This is a genomic window from Shinella pollutisoli (assembly GCF_024609765.1).
Taxonomy (GTDB): Bacteria; Pseudomonadota; Alphaproteobacteria; order Rhizobiales; family Rhizobiaceae; genus Shinella; species Shinella pollutisoli.
On record NZ_JANFDG010000002.1, the window covers coordinates 217,412 to 235,705 of the forward strand.

Annotated in this window: 17 protein-coding genes; 6 read left to right on the forward strand and 11 right to left on the reverse strand. The window is 68.2% G+C overall.

What is annotated here, in order from left to right; translation table 11 throughout:
• The first annotated feature begins 53 nt into the window (after positions 1 to 53).
• Positions 54 to 1,511: a glutamate synthase subunit beta gene (locus NNZ72_RS02515; protein WP_257312185.1), complete on the forward strand. Its 1,458-nt coding sequence runs from the start codon at positions 54 to 56 to the stop codon at positions 1,509 to 1,511.
• Between the two features lie 56 nt (positions 1,512 to 1,567).
• Here NNZ72_RS02515 and NNZ72_RS02520 read toward each other — a convergent pair whose 3' ends face one another.
• Positions 1,568 to 2,533 carry a calcium-binding protein gene (locus NNZ72_RS02520; RefSeq protein ID WP_257312191.1) on the reverse strand — a complete coding sequence of 322 codons (966 nt, stop codon included), beginning with the start codon at positions 2,531 to 2,533 and terminating at the stop codon, positions 1,568 to 1,570.
• Positions 2,534 to 2,591: 58 nt separating this feature from the next.
• Entirely contained in the window at positions 2,592 to 2,867 is a 276-nt protein-coding gene (locus NNZ72_RS02525) for a PepSY domain-containing protein (RefSeq protein WP_257312195.1), read from the reverse strand.
• A gap of 109 nt (positions 2,868 to 2,976) precedes the next feature.
• Here NNZ72_RS02525 and NNZ72_RS02530 point away from each other — a divergent pair, with 109 nt between their 5' ends.
• From NNZ72_RS02530 to NNZ72_RS02540, 3 genes are read left to right on the forward strand one after another with little or no spacing between them, the layout of a single operon-like run.
• Positions 2,977 to 3,306: a PepSY domain-containing protein gene (locus tag NNZ72_RS02530; protein WP_257312197.1), complete on the forward strand. Its 330-nt coding sequence runs from the start codon at positions 2,977 to 2,979 to the stop codon at positions 3,304 to 3,306.
• Complete coding sequence (locus NNZ72_RS02535) at positions 3,306 to 3,971, forward strand: response regulator transcription factor (RefSeq protein ID WP_257312200.1); 666 nt, start codon at positions 3,306 to 3,308, stop codon at positions 3,969 to 3,971. The genes NNZ72_RS02530 and NNZ72_RS02535 overlap by 1 nt, the downstream gene beginning before the upstream one ends.
• Positions 3,968 to 5,311, forward strand: coding sequence for a sensor histidine kinase (locus NNZ72_RS02540; protein ID WP_257312205.1), 1,344 nt, complete (start codon positions 3,968 to 3,970; stop codon positions 5,309 to 5,311). The genes NNZ72_RS02535 and NNZ72_RS02540 overlap by 4 nt, the downstream gene beginning before the upstream one ends.
• A 36-nt stretch (positions 5,312 to 5,347) precedes the next feature.
• Here NNZ72_RS02540 and NNZ72_RS02545 read toward each other — a convergent pair whose 3' ends face one another.
• Entirely contained in the window at positions 5,348 to 6,478 is a 1,131-nt protein-coding gene (locus NNZ72_RS02545; protein WP_257312211.1) for an SGNH/GDSL hydrolase family protein, read from the reverse strand.
• An 84-nt stretch (positions 6,479 to 6,562) separates the two neighbouring features.
• Positions 6,563 to 7,783, reverse strand: coding sequence for a lytic murein transglycosylase (locus NNZ72_RS02550; RefSeq protein WP_257312217.1), 1,221 nt, complete (start codon positions 7,781 to 7,783; stop codon positions 6,563 to 6,565).
• Between the two features lie 201 nt (positions 7,784 to 7,984).
• On the opposite strand from NNZ72_RS02550, the gene galU reads away from it, so the two are divergent.
• The gene (galU, locus tag NNZ72_RS02555; protein WP_257312224.1) at positions 7,985 to 8,872 is read left to right on the forward strand and encodes a UTP--glucose-1-phosphate uridylyltransferase GalU; all 888 of its coding nucleotides are present in this window, start codon (positions 7,985 to 7,987) and stop codon (positions 8,870 to 8,872) included.
• Positions 8,873 to 8,875: 3 nt separating this feature from the next.
• Here the strand turns inward: galU and NNZ72_RS02560 are convergent, their stop codons facing one another.
• Positions 8,876 to 10,330, reverse strand: coding sequence for an outer membrane beta-barrel protein (locus NNZ72_RS02560; RefSeq protein WP_257312230.1), 1,455 nt, complete (start codon positions 10,328 to 10,330; stop codon positions 8,876 to 8,878).
• Positions 10,331 to 10,493: 163 nt separating this feature from the next.
• Between NNZ72_RS02560 and NNZ72_RS02565 the strand changes: the two genes are divergently transcribed.
• The gene (locus NNZ72_RS02565; protein WP_257312234.1) at positions 10,494 to 11,489 is read left to right on the forward strand and encodes a KpsF/GutQ family sugar-phosphate isomerase; all 996 of its coding nucleotides are present in this window, start codon (positions 10,494 to 10,496) and stop codon (positions 11,487 to 11,489) included.
• A gap of 3 nt (positions 11,490 to 11,492) precedes the next feature.
• On the opposite strand, the gene NNZ72_RS02570 is transcribed toward NNZ72_RS02565, so the two are convergent.
• The 6 genes from NNZ72_RS02570 to NNZ72_RS02595 form a co-directional block, all read right to left on the reverse strand.
• On the reverse strand, positions 11,493 to 11,951 hold the full coding sequence (locus tag NNZ72_RS02570; protein ID WP_257312238.1) for an NfeD family protein: 459 nt from the start codon (positions 11,949 to 11,951) through the stop codon (positions 11,493 to 11,495).
• 3 nt (positions 11,952 to 11,954) lie between these two features.
• Positions 11,955 to 12,980: an SPFH domain-containing protein gene (locus NNZ72_RS02575; RefSeq protein ID WP_257312467.1), complete on the reverse strand. Its 1,026-nt coding sequence runs from the start codon at positions 12,978 to 12,980 to the stop codon at positions 11,955 to 11,957.
• Positions 12,981 to 13,078: 98 nt separating this feature from the next.
• Positions 13,079 to 14,110, reverse strand: coding sequence for a ferrochelatase (hemH, locus tag NNZ72_RS02580; RefSeq protein WP_257312243.1), 1,032 nt, complete (start codon positions 14,108 to 14,110; stop codon positions 13,079 to 13,081).
• Between the two features lie 96 nt (positions 14,111 to 14,206).
• Positions 14,207 to 16,132 carry a 5'-nucleotidase C-terminal domain-containing protein gene (locus tag NNZ72_RS02585; protein ID WP_257312250.1) on the reverse strand — a complete coding sequence of 642 codons (1,926 nt, stop codon included), beginning with the start codon at positions 16,130 to 16,132 and terminating at the stop codon, positions 14,207 to 14,209.
• A 149-nt stretch (positions 16,133 to 16,281) separates the two neighbouring features.
• The gene (omp10, locus tag NNZ72_RS02590; protein ID WP_257312255.1) at positions 16,282 to 16,653 is read right to left on the reverse strand and encodes an outer membrane lipoprotein Omp10; all 372 of its coding nucleotides are present in this window, start codon (positions 16,651 to 16,653) and stop codon (positions 16,282 to 16,284) included.
• Between the two features lie 143 nt (positions 16,654 to 16,796).
• Entirely contained in the window at positions 16,797 to 18,248 is a 1,452-nt protein-coding gene (locus tag NNZ72_RS02595) for a homospermidine synthase (protein WP_257312259.1), read from the reverse strand.
• Between the last annotated feature and the right edge of the window lie 46 nt (positions 18,249 to 18,294).

The window sequence follows — 18,294 nt, forward strand, 5'->3', positions numbered from 1 at the left end:
ACCCTGGCGTCCGATAGGCGCTCGTTGAAAACACCAGGATTCAGGACAATACGATGGGCAAGGTTACAGGTTTTCTGGAGATCGACCGGCAGGTGATGAAGTACCAGCCGGCATCCGACCGCATCCGCCATTTCCGCGAGTTCACCATTCCGATGTCGGACCCCGAGGTCCAGAAGCAGGCGGCGCGCTGCATGGATTGCGGCGTTCCCTATTGCCACGGGCCGACCGGATGTCCGGTCCACAACCAGATCCCCGACTGGAACGATCTCGTCTATAACGGCAACTGGGAGGACGCGATCCGCAACCTCCATTCCACCAACAACTTCCCGGAATTCACCGGCCGCGTCTGCCCTGCGCCCTGCGAGGAGGCCTGCACGCTCAACCTCGAGGATACGCCGGTCGCCATCAAGACCGTCGAGCAGGCGATCGCCGACAAGGCCTACGAGATGGGCTATATCGTGCCGCAGCCGGCGACGGTGAAGACCGGCAAGAAGGTGGCCGTCATCGGTTCCGGCCCGGCCGGCATGGCCGCCGCCCAGCAGCTCGCCCGCGCTGGCCACGAGGTCCACGTCTTCGAGCGCGAATCGAAGGCCGGCGGCCTGCTGCGCTACGGCATCCCGGACTTCAAGATGGAGAAGAACTTCATCGACCGCCGCGTCGAGCAGATGCGCGGCGAGGGCGTCACCTTCCATTGCGGCGTCAATGTCGGCGTCGACAAGCCGATGGACGAGCTGCTCGCCGAGCACGATGCCGTCGTCTATTGCGGCGGCTCGGAGACGCCGCGCGATGCCGGCATCCCGGGCGTCGACCTTGCCGGCGTGCACGACGCCATGCCCTACCTCGTCCAGCAGAACCGCCGCGTCGGCCGGGAGAACATCGACAGCACCGGCTGGCCCTCCGCACCGATCCTCGCCGGCGGCAAGCATGTCGTCGTCGTCGGCGGCGGCGATACGGCGTCGGACTGCGTCGGCACGGCCTTCCGCCAGGGCGCGGTGAAGGTGACGCAGCTCGACATCCGCCCGCAGCCGCCGGAAAAGGAGGACAAGCTCGCCGTCTGGCCGTTCTGGGCGACGAAGATGCGCGTCTCCTCCTCGCAGGCGGAGGGCGCGGTGCGCGAGTTCCAGGTCGGCACGCTCGAATTCGTCGGCGACGAGGACGGGGTGCTGACGGGCGTGAAGTGCTGCCAGGTGGACGATCGCCGCAAGCCGATCGCCGGCACCGAGTTCATCATCAAGGCCGACCTCGCCTTTATCGCCATCGGCTTCCGCGGCCCTTTCACCGACGGCGTGCTGAAGGACCTCGGCGACCGGCTGGAGATCCACACCGACCGGCGCGGCTCCTCCAACGTCGTGGCCAACGACCGCGACTACCGGACCTCCGTGGAGAAGCTCTGGACCGCCGGCGACGTGCGTCGCGGCCAGTCGCTCGTCGTCTGGGCGATCCGCGAGGGGCGGCAGGCGGCCCGCGCCGTCGACGAGGCGCTGATGGGCACGACCACGCTGCCGCGCTGAAAAACGAAAAGGCGCGCCGGGGGACCGGCGCGCCCTTCCTCCTCCGTCCGGGCGGCTCAGACGAAGAGGAAGTCGGACGAGGAGAGCTCAGAAAGACGCGTGTCCTCCAGCCGCAGCTCGTACTTGCCGAAGTCGAAGACGAGGTCCTCGCCGCCGTCGACGGTGCGGGCGGTCGCCTTCAGCTGGCCGAAGCTCGAGACGCCGAGGCCCTTGTCGATCGTGATCCGGTCGACGCCCGAACGGAAGTCCTCGATCTCGGTCTTGCCTGCGGCGAAGACGAAGGTGTCGCTGCCGGCGCCGCCTTCGAGCTCGTTGTAGCCCGTTCCGCCGTTCAGCCTGTCGTTGCCGGAGCCGCCTTCGAGGTCATCATTGCCGGCGCCGCCGGAGAGGTAGTCGCGCCCGGAGCCGCCCTTCAGGTCGTCATGGCCGTTGCCGCCGTAGAGCCTGTCGTTGCCGCCGTCGCCGTTCAGCCGGTCGTTGCCGCCGTGGCCGAAGATCCGGTCGTTACCGGCGCCGCCGGAGATCTTGTTGGCGCCGCTGTTGCCGTGCAGCGTGTTGTCACCGGACAGCGGGTCCGTCGGTTCGCGGGTGTTCACCGAGGTGAAGGTGAAGTGGCTCGCCTTGAGGCTCGAGAGCTTCACGTCCTCCAGCGTCAGCGTGTGGCCCCGGCCGAAGTCGATGCGCACGTCCTCGCCGCCGTCGATGGAGCGGGCGCGGGCCATCAGCTCGGAGAAGCTGTCGACGCCGAGCTTGGTGTCGATGACGATCTTGTCGCTGCGGGTGGAGAAGTCCTCGATCTCGTCGCGGCCGCTGGTGAAGACGAAGGTGTCGCGCCCGGAACCGCCGTGGAGGTCGTCGTTGCCGGTTCCGCCCTGGAGCCGGTCGTTGCCGGAGCCGCCGTTCAGGTCGTCGTCGCCGCCGTAGCCGTAGAGCTTGTCGTTGCCGCCCTTGCCGTAGAGGTCGTCGGCGACGGACTTGCCGCGCAGCGTGTTGGCGTTGGAGTTGCCGATGATTCGTGCCATGGGAAGATATCCTTCTGTTGGGAGGCCCGCGCCGCGGGCCGGCGTTCAAGGGAAGCGGTCAGCGCTTGCGTTCGATGCGACGGATCTCGCCGGTGGTGCCGTCGATCACGGCCTTGCTGACGACGTTCTGCGGATCGACGACCGTCGCCTCGAAGTGGCCGTCGTCCATCTCGATTTCCCGGATGAGATAGCCCTTTGCGGAAAGGTCGACGACGACCTCTTCCAGCGTCTTCTGCGTGCGGATCTGTGCGGGGGAGGTTTCCGCCCAGCCGGCGGCGGCCGTCATGAGGAGGCCGGCGGCGAGCGCGGTGAAGCGGAGGAGACTGGTGGGCATGGCGAGGTCCTTTCCTGCTGCGATGGGACGGGTTTGGCACGGATCGCCTTTTCGCCGCCTGACAGGGCCTGTCAGCGATTTGTCAGCCGCGAGCCCTTATAGGGACGGCATGATCCGACGTCTTTCGAGCCCTCTCTCCGTCACGCTTGCCGTGCTCCTGGCCCTCGGCGCCGCACCGTCCGTCGATGCGAACACGGACGACGACGCGCAGGAGCACGAGGAGGCGCGCCAGGCGCTGGAGCAGGGGCTCGTCCGCCCGCTGGAAGAGGTGATCGCCGAGGCGCGCAAGCATGTCGAGGGCGACCTCATCGAGATCGAGCTTGAGCGCGAGAACGGCCGGTATATATACGAGCTGGAATTCATCCAGCCGACCGGACAGATCATCGAACTGCAGATCGATGCCAAGACCATGGCGATCGTGGAGGATGACGGGGACTGATGCGCCTGCTTCTCGTCGAGGACGATGCCCGTATCGCATCGGACGTGGCGGCCGTGCTGACGGCTGCCGGCTATTCCGTCGAGACCGCCTCGGACGGCAAGGAAGCCTGGTTCCTCGGCGACACCGAGGACTACGACCTCGTCATCCTCGACCTCGGCCTGCCGGGCATGGACGGCATGACGGTGCTGAAGCGCTGGCGGGCGAACGACCGGCACATGCCCGTGCTCGTCCTGACGGCGCGCGGCAGCTGGGCCGAGCGGGTGGAGGGCATCGACGCGGGCGCGGACGACTACCTGCCGAAACCCTTCCAGTTCGAGGAGCTCCTGGCGCGCGTGCGTGCCCTCATCCGCCGTTCGGTCGGCCACGGGGCGGCGACGATCGCCATCGGTCCCGTCACCATCGACACGCGCGCCATGCGCGTCAGCGTGAACGGCGTGCCGCAGGCGCTGACGCCGCTCGAATACCGGCTCGTCAGCTATCTCGGCCACCATCGCGACCGCATCGTGCCGCCGACCGAGCTGCAGGAGCATCTCTACGGCGACGACTACTCGCGCGACGCCAACGCGCTGGAGGCGCTGGTGGCGCGGCTGCGCAAGAAGCTCGGCGCCTTCGCCATCGGCACGCGGCGCGGCTTCGGCTACTACATGGGCGAGCACGCGCCATGACGCCGCGGTCGCTGCGGCTGCGTCTCGCGCTGGCGGGCGCCGCCTCGATCGCCGCCGCCCTCGTGGCGGCGTTCTTCGTTCTGTCCATGCTGTTCGAGCGCCATGTCGAGCGGCGCATCGCCGCCGAGCTGACCGCGCACCTCAACCAGATCATCGCCGGCATCTCGGAGCAGCCGGGCGCCGCGCTGCATCTCGTCCGCCCGCCGGTCGACCCGCGCTTCGAGCGCCCGCTCTCCGGCCTCTATTGGCAGATCGAGGGGGACGGGGAGCGCCTGCGCTCGCGCTCGCTGTGGGACGGCGTGCTGGCGCTGCCGGCGACGACCCCCGGCGCCATCCGCACGGAGACGATCGACGGGCCGGGCGGCGTGCCGCTGCTGCTCGTCGAGCGGGAGGTGGTGATGCCGGCGCGCGCCGGCGCCCGCCCGCTCCGGGTGGCCGTCGCGGTCGACCGCGGCGACATCGCCCGGGCGACGAAGGAGTTCGAGGGCGACCTCCTGCCCTATCTGGAGGCGCTCGCGGCCTTGCTGCTCGCGGCGAGCTTCGTGCAGATCGTCGTCGGCCTCAGACCGCTCGCCACGCTCACCGGCCGGCTTTCGGCGATCCGCGCCGGCAAGGCGGAGCGGCTCGGCGGCGATTTCCCCGACGAGGTCCTGCCGCTCACCGGCGAGGTGGACGCGCTCCTGCAATCGCGCGAGAACCAGCTCCGCAAGGCGCGCGAGCGGGCGGCCGACCTCGCGCACGGCTTCAAGACGCCGTTGCAGATACTCTCCGGCGACGTGCTCCGGCTGCGCGAGAAGGGCGAGGAGGCGATCGCCCGCGACATCGAGGCGATCATCGCCCGTATGCGCCGGCACGTCGACCACGAGATGGCCCGGGCACGCCAGGCGGAGCGCGGCCATACCGCGCGCAGCGACCTCGCCCGCGTTGTCTCGCAGGTGGTGAGCGTCGTCTCGCGCACGCCGGCCGGCCGCATGCTCGACTGGCGGCAGGACGTCGCCGAGGGCATCCTCGTGCGCGTCGATGCGGAAGACCTCGCCGAGATCGTCGGCAGCCTCGCCGAGAACGCGGCGCGCTACGCCGTCTCGCGCGTTGCCATCGCCGCGCGGCCTTCCGGCGGCGAGGCCGTCCTCGAGGTGATCGACGACGGGCCGGGCATTCCCGAATCGGAGATCGGCTTCGTGCTGAAGCGCGGCGGCCGCCTCGATTCGACCAGCGAGGGCGCCGGCCTCGGCCTGGCGATCGTCGAAAGCTTCGTGGCCGAGGCGAACGGCACCTTCACGCTGGAGAACCGCGATCCGGGGCTTTGCGCCCGCGTGACGCTGCCGCGCGTCACGGGTTAGTCTTTCCCTGAATGCAAGGCCGTTCGCGCCTTGCCCTCAAGGCGCCGCCCGGAGCCGGAAGTCGTCGACGCGGCCGAGCGGCGCGTCGGCGACCTCGCCCTTCTCGACCAGCTTCTCGCGCGGGCTCTTGCCGTTGCCCTTGGCCGCCACGGCGCCGCCGAGAAGGGCGGTGCCGCCGTCGAGCGCCGGATCGGTGAGCGCGATCGGCTGCGTCTGGGTGATCTCGGCGTCCTCGGCGGGCGCGACGACGACGAGGTCCTTGAGATCGCCCTGGCGGCCGGTGCCGTCCGTCGCCGCGTCGCCGAGCACGCGGCGGATCTCCTTCTCGACATAGAAGGCGAGCTTGCGCTTGCCGGCCTTGGTGAGGTTGATGCCGTCCGAGCCGCGCAGGCGCACCTGCTGGCCGTTGATGTCCGAGCCGGAGGTGACGAAGCGACCCTCCTCGTCGACGAAGCCGTCCCAGATGTCGATGAACTCGCCGCCCGCCTTCTCCACCTGCGCGCGGTAGATGGTGTTGAGCGTCGTCATGTCGGCGGTCATCGCCGAGGACTGGAAGGCGGGCATGCCGACCCAGAACAGCGGCCGGCCGCCCTGCCTGGCGAGTGCCGCGATGCGGGCGACGCGCGCCTCGTATTCCTTCGTCCAGCCTTCGGAGCGGAATTTCTCCTTGGCGTCGGCCACCGTCATCTGCTGGCGGTCGTTGGCGCCCATGCTGACGACCACGACGGCGGGTGCCGTCTCCGCGATCAGCCCCGGCAGGTTGGCCGGCCAGTCGTAGTAGTCGTCGCGCACGACGCCGGAGGAGCCGTTGGTGCGGCGCTCGACGACGATGCCGGGCGTCGTCTCGAAGGCTTCCTCCAGGCCCTCGCCGAGACCGCCGGCGATGAAGTCGCCGACGACGAGGACCTTGCGGGCGTCGCTGCGCTTCTCGACGGCTGCGGGCTTCTCGACGGTCTCGACCGCCTTCGGCCGCTTCTTCACGCGCTTGGTCGGGGTGGCCTTCCTGGCGGCGGGCTCGCTTTCGACCTTCTTGCCCTTCGGCGTGCCGAAGAGCATTTCCAGGATCGTCTTGCGCTTCACGGGCTCCTGCGCGGCCGCCGGCACGACGAGGGCCGCGGCGACAACCGCGGCCAGCGCCGCACGCACGATGGGGATCGTCTTTGCCATTGCGTCTCTTTTCCTGCCGCGGTCAGGTTCGTCCATCCCGATGGCGGCATGATGGCAAATGCGCGCGGCAAGAGGAAGCCCGGATCATCGCCTGAGCGCGCGCAGCAGTTCCTGGCTCGGCTGCCCGTCGGCGGCAAGCCCCATGCGGTTCTGGAAGGCCTGGATGGCGGCCTTCGAGCCGGAGCCGAAATTGCCGTCGACCTCGCCCTCGTAGTAGCCGAGCTCCTTGAGACGCGTCTGCAGCTCGAACTTCTCGGAAATGTCGAGCGCGCCGTCCGGGCGCGGCCAGCGCTGCCTCATGCCGCTGTAGCCGGCGAGCTGGTCGGCCAGCATGCCGACGCCGAGGGCATAGGAATCGGAGGCGTTGTAGCGCTTGATGACGAAGAAGTTCTTGGTCATCAGGAAGCCGGGGCCGCCGCCGGCGGGCAGCTTCAGCTCGGCCCGGTCCTTGCCGTTCTTGAAGCCGCTGCCGCTCGGGCGCGCGAAGCCGAGCTTCGCCCATTGGGCGAGCGTCTTCGTCTGGCCGGAATACTTCTCGCCGCCCTTCGGCACGACCACCTCGTAGCCCCAGGTCTTGCCCGGCTGCCAGCCGTTCTTGGCGAGCAGGTTGGCGGCCGTCGCCAGCGCGTCGGGCACGGAGTTCCAGATGTCGCGGTGGCCGTTGCCGTCGGCGTCGATCGCGTAGATCAGGTAGCTCGACGGGATGAACTGGGTATGGCCCATGGCGCCGGCCCAGGAGCCGGTCATCTCGGAGGCTGCGATGTCGCCGCGCTGGATGATCTTGAGCGCCGCGACGAGCTGCTTCTTCGCATAGGTGGAGCGCTTCTTGTCGGCATAGGCGAGGGTCGCGAGCGCGCGCGGCACGTAGTGCAGCCGGTCGTCCTTCGACAGCACCGCGCCGTAGTTCGATTCCATCGACCAGATGGCGAGCAGGATATGGCGGTCGACGCCGAAATGCTTCTCGATCGCGGCGAGCGTGCGGCCGTGCTTGGCGGCCATTTCCCGGCCGATGCGCACGGTGTAGGGGTTCACGCGGGAATCGAGGTAGTCCCAGATCTTGTGCTTGAACTCCGGCTGGTAGGCGGCCTTTTCGAGGACGGACTGGTCCGGCGTCTTGACGCCCGAAAACGCCTTCTGATAGGTCGCCTTACTGATACCGTTCTCGGCGGCCGTCGCGTAGAAATTGGCAATCCATTTCTGGAAGCCCGCATCTGCCCGGGCGGTCGTCGCCGGGCCCATGAGGCCGGCCGAAAGGAGGAGGGTGAGCGCAGATCGGCGCAGAACGGTGGTGAGATTCTGTGTCATCGGCTGTCGGTTCCGTTTTTCAAATTTCGGGTCGATGGTTGAAAATCCCCGGCTGGACGCAAAACTTATAAAAACGAAGTCAACAAATTCTTTACCATCAAAGCCGGGGCGCGTCTCCCTTTGCAAAAAAATAGCAAATTCGCCCTATTCCCGCTCACGCATGCCCGCGCCATGACGGTCCGGGTCTCAACGAGGTGAATGATGTCTGACGCACGCAAGGTCCGTAAGGCCGTGTTTCCCGTCGCGGGTCTCGGAACCCGCTTCCTTCCCGCAACCAAGGCCGTGCCGAAGGAAATGCTGACGGTCGTCGACCGGCCCGTCATCCAGTATGTGGTCGACGAGGCGCTGGATGCCGGGATCGAGCACCTGATCTTCGTCACCGGCCGCTCCAAGGCCGTCATCGAGGACTATTTCGACATCCAGGTGGAGCTGGAGCAGACGCTGCGCGCCCGCAACAAGACGGCCGAGCTGACGCTGCTCGACAGCATCCTGCCGCTCGCGGGCTCGACCAGCTTCACGCGCCAGCAGGAGCCGCTCGGCCTCGGCCATGCGGTCTGGTGCGCGCGCGAGCTCGTCGGCAACGAGCCCTTCGCGCTGCTGCTTCCCGACATGATCATGAAGGGCGAGAAGGGCTGTATGAAGGGCATGGTCGAGCTCTTCGAGCAGAGCGGCGCCAATGTCATCGCCGTCGAGGAATGCGCGCCCGACCAGGCGCACAAATACGGCATCGTCGGTGTGGGCGAGACGATCGGCGAGGGCTTCGCGATCACGAAGATGGTCGAGAAGCCGCCGCAGGGCACCGCGCCCTCCAACTTCTTCATCAACGGCCGCTACATCCTGCAGCCGGAGATCTTCGCGATCCTCGCCACGCAGGAGCGCGGCGCCGGCAACGAGATCCAGCTCACCGACGCGATGGTGAAGCTCGCCGAGGCCCAGGCGTTCGCCGCCTATCACTTCCGCGGCGAGACCTACGACTGCGGCGCGAAGGACGGCTTCATCCTCGCCAACATCGCCTTCGCGCTCGCGCGCGCCGACATCCGTCCGTCGATCGAGGAACCGCTGAAGGCGCTGGTCGCGGACCTGAAATAGGCCTCAGCGCCGCACGACCAGGCCGATTCCGGCACGGGTGACGCCCGTGTCGGAGGTATGCGCCTGCCGGGTCAGCTCGTAGGAGACGTCGCCGGTCAGCGCCAGCCAGCGGTTGATGTCCCAGGTGAGCCCCGTGCCGATCGTGTAGATGTGCTGGTCGGGGCCGAGCGCCGTCGGCAGGTCACGCCAGGTGTAGGCGCCGCTCAGCCGGGCGACGAGGTTCTCGCGCAGTTCGTGGGCGAGTTCCGCGTTGGTCTCGTAGGAGACGTAGCCGCTCTGGCCGGCGGCCGTCGACGGCTCGATCGAGGTCGCGAAGCCGAGGCGAAGGTCGGTGCCGCGCTGCGGCGACCAGAAGACGGAGCCGTCGACCGTCGCCGCGCCGATGGCGGCGAGCCTGTCGTCGTCGAGCTTCGCCCGCTTGTAGCCGAAGCCGAGGTCGCCGCGCAGCTTCTCGCCGAGATCGACCTCGACGCCCGCGCGTCCGCCGAAGGTGGTGGAGGCGCGCTCGTAGCCGAGCGAATCGCGTTCCTCGTCGTAGAGGGTGCGGCCGGCCGAGGCTTCGAGATAGGGGATCAGCGCCGGCGACAGCTCGTAGCCGACGCGGGCGGTCAGCGTCCCGGCGACATTGTCGCGGTCGGAAAGCGAAAGCTCGCTGCCGTCGGCGAGCGTCGCGGAGCCGAAGATCTCCCGCCGGAGCCCGATGCCGACCGTGCCGCGGATGAGGCCGAAGTCGCGCATCACGCTCGCTCCGCCCTCGAAGCCGTGCACGCCCGACTGGACGGTGGCGCCGGTCACCGCGTTGGGGTCGCTGGAACTTTCCCGCTTGAAGTCGTAGCCGGCCCTCAGGTTGGCGATCGTGTCGTCGGCGAGGTCCAGCCTGAGGTCGGCGCCGATGCGCGCGGAAGGCTCGGTCTCGCCGGAGCCGCTGATGTTGCGCTCGTAGACGCCGTCCGCCTCGATCGAGAGCTGGTGGCGCGACCAGTCGGAGACGAGCGAGCCGCGCAGGCCCGTCTGGGAGAAGGAGCGGCTCGTCGAGGTGCCGCCGGAGGCCGTGCGTTCCGTGCTGATGCCTTGGGAGATGGACGGCTTCAGGACGAAGGTGCCGAGACGGACGCCCAGCGCCTCGTCGCCGCTGCCGCCCGAGCCGCCGCGTCCCTCGACGGGACCTTCCCGCATGTTGAGCCGCAGGCCCTCGCGGCCGACGCGGCCGGGATCGCCGTCGTCCGCGTCGGCCGCGAACGGATCCTGCCCGGCGCCGGGCAGCGGGTCGCGGCGGTCGTCGGGGGCGGCAAATGCCGCGCCGTCGTCCGCGGCGACCGGTGTGGCGAAGGCGCTCGTCGCGGCCTGGTCCGCAAGGACGTCCGGCTCCGCCGAGAGCTGTTCCTGCGCGGCGGCGGCGGACGCGAGCATCGTGCCGGCGAGCAGAAGCCCGGCCAGAGACCGTGACAGGCGCGCCATTGCCGCCCTGCGATCCGTTGTCGTTGCCTGTGCCATTGTGGCCTGCGGTCCCCGCGCGTTTCCTAAGCGAACGTAAACCGATGTGGTTAACGGATGGTTGCCGAGGCCTTTCCCGCATCGGAACGCATGGACAGACGGCCGCAAAAGCGGTAACGAAACGCGCATGATCAAGAGACAGGCCAAAGTTGACAGCAACGGCGCCATCGCTTCGGCGATCCGCACCGTCGAGACGGAAAAGGCGGGGCTCGTCGCCCTTTCGGCCGCCCTTGAGGGGCGGCTCTACGACGCCTTCTGCGAGGCCGTGCGCACGATCGGCGAGATCAGCGGCCGCGTCATCGTCACCGGCATCGGCAAGTCAGGCCATATCGGCGCGAAGATCGCCGCCACGCTCGCCTCCACCGGCACGCCCTCCTTCTTCGTCCATCCGGTCGAGGCGAATCACGGCGATCTCGGCATGATCGGCCGCGACGACGTGGTGCTCGCGCTGTCGTGGAGCGGCGAGAGCGCCGAGCTGCAGGGCATCATCTCCTATACGCGCCGCTTCTCCATCCCGCTGATCGCGCTGACCTCCGGCGAGCGCTCGACGCTGGCGCGCGAGGCCGACACCGTGCTGCTGCTGCCGAAGGAGCAGGAGGCCTGCCCGCACGGGCTCGCACCGACCACCTCGACGCTGATGCAGCTCGCGCTCGGCGACGCGCTCGCCGTGGCGCTGCTCGAAGCGCGCGGCTTCACCGCGACCGACTTCAAGACCTTCCACCCGGGCGGCAAGCTCGGCGCGAGCCTGTCGCACGTGGCCGACATCATGCACAGCGGCGAGTACATGCCACTCGTGCCGCTCGGCACCGGCATGCCCGATGCGGTCATGATGCTGGCGCAGAAGCGCTACGGCTGCGTCGGCGTGATCGACGAGGACGGCGTGCTCGCCGGCATCGTCACCGACGGCGACATCGCGCGCAACCTCTCGCGCAATCTCGCCGAGCTGATCGTCGACGACATCATGACCCGCGCGCCGAAGACGGTGAAGCCGACGACGCTCGCCACCGCCGCGCTCGGCCTGCTCAACCAGCACAATATCTCGGCGCTGATCGTCACCGACGAGACCCTCCGGCCCGTCGGCATCGTGCATTTCCACGACCTGCTGCGGATCGGCGTCGCCTGAGGCTCAGGCTTCCTCCACCGTCAGGTCGCGCCCGTTGCTGGCGGTGACGCGCACGCGCGCGCCGACCGGCAGGTCGGGCCCTTCCACCGTCCATACGGTATCGTCCAGGCGGATGCGGCCGCGACCCTCGCGGATCGGCTGCTCCAGCACCGCGGTCCGGCCGACGAGGCTGCGGCCGCGCTGGTTGAGATAGGGCTGGTCGGACTTGTCGCCGCGGCTGCGGACGATCCGGCGGCCGACGAGGGCCGCGGCAAGCGACAGCGCGGCGAAGACTATCCACTGCACCTGCCAGGTCCAGGCGGCCTGCTCCCACAGCACGAGCGACAGCGCGCCGGTGAGGATCGCGGCGATGCCGATCCACACCAGGAACACGCCCGGCATCAGCACTTCCAGGATGAGCAGCACGATGCCGAGCACCCACCAGGCCCAGGGGCCGAGCTCGGCGATGATGCGGGCGAGCATCGGTCAGCTCCCCTGCTGCGGCGGCGTGTCGAACGGATTGCGGAAGGACGCGGATGCGCCGCCGCCGCTTGCCGGCGTCGAGCGTCGCGCGCGGCCCGTCTCGGCGGGGGCGGACCCGTCGCCGAAGACCTCCTTCGCGATGGCGCCGATGCCGCCGAGCGAGCCGACCAGCGAGGACGCCTCCATCGGCATCAGCACGATCTTCGAATTCGGCGCTTTGCCGATCGCCGCCATCGCCTCGGTGTATTTCTGCGCGACGAAGTAGTTGATCGCCTGCACGTCGCCCGAGGCGATCGCCTCGGAGACCATGCGCGTCGCCTTGGCCTCGGCCTCGGCGAGGCGTTCGCGGGCCTCCGCGTCTCGGAAGGCCGCCTCGCGCAGGCCCTCCGCCTCCAGGATGGCCGATTGCTTGGCGCCCTCTGCGCGCAGGATCTGCGCGTTGCGCGAGCCCTCGGCCTCCAGCACCTGCGCGCGCTTCTCGCGCTCGGCCTTCATCTGCCGGGCCATGGCGTCGACGAGGTCCTTCGGGGGCGCGATGTCCTTGATCTCGACGCGGGTGATCTTGACGCCCCAAGGGTGCGCCGCCTCGTCGACGACGCGCAGCAGCTGGTCGTTGATGCGGTCGCGGTTCGAGAGCAGCTCGTCGAGGTCCATCGAGCCCATGACCGAGCGGATGTTGGTCATCGTCAGGTTGATGATGGCGTGCTCGAGATGGGCGACCTGATAGGCGGCCTGCGCCGGGTTCAGCACCTGGTAGAAGGCGACGGCGTCGGCCGAGACGCTCGCATTGTCGCGGGTGATGACCTCCTGCGTCGGGATGTCGAGCACCTGCTCCATCACGTTCATCTTCGCGCCGATGCGGTCGATGAAGGGGACGATCAGGTTGAGGCCTGGCTCGAGCGTGCGCGTGTAGCGTCCGAAACGCTCGACCGTGTACTGGTAGCCCTGCGGCACAGTCTTGATCCCCGCGAACAGGATCAGGATGACAAGAACCACGAGCGCGATGACGACGATATCCAATCCGGCCAAGGACATGGTGCTCTCCCTCGAAAGATGCGGCGCGCCGCCACTCTAAGGAATACGCGCCCGAACGCCAGTCTATTTGACGGAACGGCCGAATTCCTCTGTCAGATCCAGCCGGAAAGCTCGCGGCGCACCACCGTCTCCAGCACGGCCATGCCTTCCGGCGAATCGTTGAGACAGGGGATGTGCGCGAACTTCTCGCCGCCGTTGTGGTGGAAGCTCTCGGCCGCCTGCTCGGCGATCTCCTCCAGCGTCTCCAGGCAGTCGGAGACGAAGCCGGGATTGATGACGGCGATGCGCTTGACGCCTTCCTGCGCCAGTTTCTCCACCGTCTTGTCCGTGTAGGGCTGCAGCCATTCCTCCGGCCCGAAGCGCGACTGGAAGGTGACGATCAGCCGTTCCTCGGACCAGCCGAGCCGGTGGCGCAGGAGCCGCGCGGTCTTCTGACACTGGCAGTAATAGGGATCGCCCTTCTCGAAATAGCTCTTCGGAATGCCGTGGAAGGAGGTGATGAGCTTCTCCGGCTCCCAGTCGAGGCCGGCGAGGTACTTCTCGATCGAGACGGCGAGCGCGTCGATATAGACCGGGTCGTCGTGATAGGGCGGCACGGTGCGCAGCGCCGGCTGCCAGCGCATCTTCAGAAGCGCCTCGAAGGCCTTGTCGTTCACCGTCGCGGTCGTCGCCGCGGCATATTGCGGATAGAGCGGGAAGACGAGGATGCGCTCGCAGCCTTCCTTCTGCAGGTATTCCATGCGCGAGGCGATGGAGGGCTGGCCGTAGCGCATCGCCCAGTCGACGACGACCTCGGGGCGGTCGGCGAAGGATTTCGCCATCAGCTCGGCCTGGCTGCGCGTGTAGGTGCGCAGGAAGCTCTCGTTCCGCTCCTTGTTCCAGATCGTCTCGTAGGCCTTGCCGACCTTGCCGGGGCGGGTGTTGAGGACGATGCCGAACAGGATCGGGTACCAGGCGATCTTCGGCCATTCGATCACCCGGCTGTCCGTCAGGAATTCCTTGAGGTAGCGGCGCATCGAGGTGTAGTCGGTGCCGTCCGGCGTGCCGAGATTGACGAGCAGCACGCCGACCTTCCCGTATCTGGCGGGCGGATGGCTGGCGGGCTTGGCGGCGGCTTGCTGCATGACGGGTTCCTGTCTGGGAGCGGTTCACAACCGTTCTAAAAAGAATCGCCGGCCCGGGGAAGCCCGGACCGGCGTGGCGGATGGGGCAAATTGTCCTTACCGCGCCGGGATCTCCAGTTCGCTGCCGATGGCGAGCGCCCGCGGGCGCGGATTGCCGTTCGCCTCGGAGATGCGCCGCCACAGCGTGCCGTCGCCATAGGCTTCCCTGGCGAGATCCCAGAGCGTGTCGCCGCGCACGACGACATGCTTGCCGCCGGCCGGCGTGGCGGCCTCCGCCGTTTCGCCGCCGCCGGTTGCGTCCGCCGGGGTCTCCGCCGATCTCGCGGCCGTCCCGGTTTCGGCGCCGGCGGCGGGCGCGGTTTCCGTGCTCGCGGCCTCGCCGGCCGTTTCCGCGGTCGCCTGCGTCTCGGCGGCAGGGGCGGCCGCCTCGGCGATGCGGCCGTCCGTATAGGGCGTGTAGGGGCGGTGCGCGGCGAGATAGTCGGCGACCACGACTTCGAGGTTCGGGCCGAAGTCGTAGGCGTTCGTCGCGGCCGTCGCGAAGACCGAATAGCCGTCGCCGCCGGCGCGCATGTAGTTGTTCGAGGCGACGCCGTAGGTCTTTTCCGGGTCGAGCGGCACGAAGGCGTCACCCTCCTTCGCCTCGACCGAGACGAGGCGGCTGCCGGCCGGCTTCGTCTTGTCGAAGGTGTATTTCAGGCCGGAGACCTGCGGGAAGCGGCCGGCGCCCTCCTCGATCTGGCCGAGGCCGTTCTCGAGCGCGGCGGTGAGGTCCGAGCCCTTGAGCTGGAAGGTGGCGACGGTGTTCTGGAACGGCAGGATGGAGAGCACCTCGCCCATGGAGACCGGGCCGGCGTCGATCGAGGCGCGAAGCCCGCCGCCATTGGTGACGGCGATCGTCATGCCCTGGTCCTTCGTGCGGTCGAGGATGGCGTCGGCGACGAGGTTGCCCATCTGGCATTCGGCCGCGCGGCAGGTCTCGCGCGAACCGTCGACGGGAGCGGCGGTTTCCGCGACGATCTTGTTCTTCAGCTCCTCGATCGGGCCGGCAAGCTCCTTGATGCGCGCGGCGACCGCCTCGTCCGGCTTGAACGCCGAATCGATCAGGACCGGCTCGCCGGTCGCTTGCCTGACGACGCCCGCGTCGTCGAAGACGACCTTCAGCTTGCCGAGATATTTCGAATAGGCGCCCGCCTGCACGACCGGCACCTTGTAGCCGCCGGGATTGTCGACCAGCGTCGGATAGGGGCCTTCCGCCTTGTCGGCGGTGTTGGAGAGGAGGGTATGCGTGTGGCCTCCGACCACCACGTCGACGTCGGGGATCTTGGCGATCGCCGCGAGGTCGCGCGGATAGCCGACATGGGTGAGGGCGACGATCTTGTCGATGCCCTGCTTCTTCAGTTCCCCGACCGCCGCGGTGATGTCGGCGACGTCGTCGCCGATCAGCACGTTGTCGCCGGGCGAGGAGATCTCCGCCGTGTCGTTCGCCACCGCGCCGACGATGCCGATCTTCTCGCCGCCGCGCTCGATGACGACGAAGGGTTTGATGCGGTCGCCGAGCTTGGAGCTCGCGCCGGCGGCGACATTGGCGGTCACGACCGGGAACTCGACCTTGTCGAGGAAGGTCGCGAGCCCGTCCTCGCTGTCGTCGAACTCGTGGTTGCCGACGGTCATGGCGTCGAACTTCATGAGGTTCAGGAACTCGGCTTCGACCGCGCCCTTGTAGGTCGTGTAGAACAGCGAGCCCTGGAAATTGTCGCCGGCATTCAGCAGCAATACGTTCCTGCCGGACAGCGCCTGGCGCTCGGCGTCGATCGCCGTCTTGAGGCGGGCGACGCCGCCGAAGCATTCGTTCTTGCCTTCCTCCTCCGCCGAGCAGGTCGAATCGAAGGCGTTGATCGCCTCGATGCGCGAATGCAGGTCGTTGATGTGCAGGATGTCGAGTTCGTAGTCGGCGAAGGCCGCGCCGCCGGAAAGAACGATGAGCGAGGCCGCAAGCAGGCCGGTTCGGAAGATCGTCATGGTCCGTTCTCCATGGTTGCCCCGCGCCGTGCCGGCCGAGGGCGTGTGACCCGTCCGCGGATGTTTTCACCGCTTTCCGGCAACATCAAGAGGCGCGGAAACGAAAAAGGGGCCGTGCGGCCCCTTCCGGAAGGATACGGATCGACGCCTCAGGCGCGGCGGGCGAGCGAGAACTGCGCGCCCTCGGCCGTGGTGCAGTTGAGCTGGCTCAGGCTGACGAGCGCGCAATTGACCTTGGAGCGGGTGTTGCGCACCAGCGAGGTCATGTCGATCTCGACCAGCGTCGGGCTGATGTTGATATAGGTGCCCGAGGCGAGAAGCTGGTTCGTGTCGGTCGTGCGTGTCGAGAAGGTGCCGCCCGCGAAGGTCGAGACGATGCCGTTCGGGTCCACCCATGCGCCTTCGACGCCGGTCGGCTGCGGCCGCTGTGCGACGGGCATCTCGCGCGGCGCGCGTTCCGTCTGGCAGGATGCGAGGGCTGCGGCGGCGGCAAGCAGGCTCAGGGCAGTGGTCGGCTTCATCTCAATCTCCTGGGGGTCGCGACAGCGTGGGCACCGCCCGCCCGTTCGGCCAAACCATGCCGCGAAGAGGCGGCGAAAGCAAGACGGCGGCAGGCGCGCGCCGGGCGTTATCCCGCCGAAAGCGAAGACGCCTGCGACCGGGATCAGCGCACCAGGATGTTGCGGAACTGCCAGGGGTCCTTCGTGTCGAGGTCTTCCGGGAACAGGCCCGGGCGGCCGTCGAGCGGGGTCCAGTCCGTATAGTGGCCCTCGACCGGGCCGAGATAGGGGCGCTGGACTTCCAGGCAGCGACGGTAGTCCATCTCGTCGGCCTCGACGATGCCGGCCTTCGGGTTCTCCAGCGCCCAGACCATGCCGGCGAGCACGGCCGAGGTCACCTGCAGGCCCGTCGCGTTCTGGTAGGGCGCGAGGTTGCGGGTCTCCTCGACCGTCAGGCGCGAGCCGTACCAGTAGGCGTTCCTGTCGTGGCCGTAGATGAGCACGCCGAGCTCGTCGGCGCCGTCCACGAGCTCGTTCTCGTCCAGCACGTGCAGCACCGGCTGCGGCCTACCGCCATTGCCGAACATCTCGTGCAGCGACAGCACGGCGTCGTTCGCCGGGTGGTAGGCATAGTGGCAGGTCGGGCGGTAGGTGACGTCGCCGTCCTTGTCGCGGGCGGTGAAATAGTCGGCGATCGAGATCGCCTCGTTGTGGGTGACGAGGAAGCCGTATTGCGGGCCCGGCGTCGGGCACCAGGTGCGCACGCGCGTGTTGCCGCCCGGCTGTTCGAGGTAGATCGCCGCCCTGCAGCCCTTCTTGTGCTCCCTGGCGTTCTTCGGCTTCCACTGCTCGTGCGTGCCCCAGCCGAGCTCGGAGGGCTGCAGTCCCTCGGAGATGAAGCCTTCGACCGACCAGGTGTTCCAGAAGGTGTTGAGCGGCTTGGGGTTGCGGGCGCGCTGGGTGTCGCGCTCGGCGATGTGGATGCCCTTGACGCCGGCCTTCTTCATCAGCTTCGCCCAGCCGTGGCGGTCGTCCACGGCCGGTTCCTCGAATTTCAGTTCGAGGTCGCCCGCGAGATTGACCAGCGCTTGCTTGACGAACCAGGAGACCATGCCCGGATTGGCGCCGCAGCAGGAGACGGCGGTCGTGCCGCCGGGGTTCTTGTGCTTCTCCCGGCGCACGGTCTCTCGCAGCGCATAGTTGGTGCGGTCGGCGTTCTTGAGGTCCTTGTCGAAGTAGAAGCCGAGCCAGGGCTCGACGACCGTGTCGATATAGAGCACGTCCAGCTTGCGGCAGAGTTTTATGAGGTCGAGCGAGCCCGTGTCGACGGAGAGGTTGACGCAGAAGGCCTGGCCGCCGCCCTCGGCGAAGAGCGGCTTCAGCAGATCCTTGTAATTGTCCCTGGTGACATGGGCCTTGACGTGGCGGACGCCATGGCGGGCGTAGATCTCCGCGTCGGCGGCGTCCTCGCGCGGCTCGACGACGATCAGCCGGTTGCGGTCGAACCTGAAATGCCGCTCGATCAGCGGCAGCGTGCCGCGCCCGATCGATCCGAAGCCGATCATGACGATCGGGCCGGTGATCTCGCCGTAAACCGGGTAGGTGCTGTCTGTCATGGCGCGTCTCCTGGGGGCGGTATCCGAGGCCCTGCGGGCCTTCCGG